General features: G+C 32.4%; 1 protein-coding gene. It reads right to left on the bottom strand.

The annotated features are described in order from the left end of the window. Window positions 1-266: 266 nt before the first annotated feature. Window positions 267-1,142, bottom strand: coding sequence for a hypothetical protein (locus tag ACFTQ7_RS24845; RefSeq protein ID WP_386831985.1), 876 nt, complete (start codon window positions 1,140-1,142; stop codon window positions 267-269). Between the last annotated feature and the right edge of the window lie 331 nt (window positions 1,143-1,473).

A 1,473-nucleotide genomic window follows, 5' to 3' on the forward strand; every position in this document is an offset into this window, starting at 1 on the left:
TTTAGGAAGGTTATTTGTCATGCACTTTTTAGTATAGCACGTGCCTATTAAACTTTTAACAGAAAATTATTGACAAACTATTAGCTGGTTTAGTTGAATAAAGAAAGAAGAGCTGCCTACGCAACTCAATGATCTTCAAGTAAAGCACCCCGTTAACTTAAGTACACTTTTTCACAAACTTAATATCACTTGGATTACTGAAATAACTTAAATAAAAAGAAGCGTTCCTTCCTCTGAAAGAAACACCCCTTTTGTAACAACTTTTTTTAATCAAAAGTTCGGCATTGTTTTTCGCTTTCTTCTTGCGAAATATGTTTCTCTATTTTCACATTTGTCACTTTTAACCCTGTTAGGTTCGAATCACTTATAGAAAAAGTAAGTTTATCATAATCTCCACCGTGGTGTCCTAAATAGTTTAAAGCACTGCCAAAAATGAGATGTCTCCTAGGATCCCCATTAATGGGTTCAATATTAATTTTTGGACACATAAAAAAGTCCGAATAAGATGGACCCAAATGATATAAATAACGTGTAAACAATGCTTCTTCAAGTAATTCTTCTTTAGTAAGTCCGTCCACTTCTTTTCTCCACCCTACATTGAGCCAATCATAAAGAGATTGTGACTTTAATCGCACTTTTTGTCTATTTTCCGAAACGATTAATTCCCCTTCTTTAGTTGTGCAGATTTCACGTTTATTGTGTACTACACACGTATAAGCTGGTTCAATAGTGATCACTTCATTATTTGCCATTTTTAACGTCAATTTATTGGATGGATTATCTAAAGATACTTCGATTTTTTCATTCACTCGGTCAGAATTATTAAGCCAGTAAACCACTTTTCTAAGTACACGTTCTTGAAAACCATCATTGATACTGAATAGACGCTGAAGTCCGGAATTATTTTCAACATTAATGGATTGAACATCATTATACTGTAATGAATGCGTCATCAATCGTTCCAAAAACTGTTGATTGGGATTCTTCTTTGCTTCAGCAATTTGGCTGGCTGAATTAATTAAATGAACATCAAAAAAATACTTATTAAAAAAATCTTGTTTAGGTGCTTCTTGCTTCGCAAAAACAGTAGTATTATTTACGAGAAATAAAATACCAAAAAGGACGTATAGTGTTTTCTTCAAATAAAGCCTACCTACCTTTTTTATAGGTATTTTTCCCGAATATTATTCAACTATCCTGCACCGTTAGTTGAATAACAGTAAACCACTAAATCTGTTTAAAAAGCATCTGATGAAAAGTTACTCTTTCAAATCTTTAAATGCAACTTCTGGAAGGCAATCTTGAGAACGCAAAAAGAATTATGATAACCACCGTATTAAATATGTATAATATCTATTTCTTAGGCAATCGTAAAAAGAAAAAAAGGCGAATAGTAGAATCAAGTTGAACACTTTAGAAAAATAAAAACATCGTACGCGAAATCGTGTATTATTGAGGTTCCTACACCAATCA

The sequence above is a fragment of the Lysinibacillus sp. NPDC056959 genome (assembly GCF_042674095.1).
Lineage (GTDB): Bacteria > Bacillota > Bacilli > Bacillales_A > Planococcaceae > Lysinibacillus > Lysinibacillus zambalensis.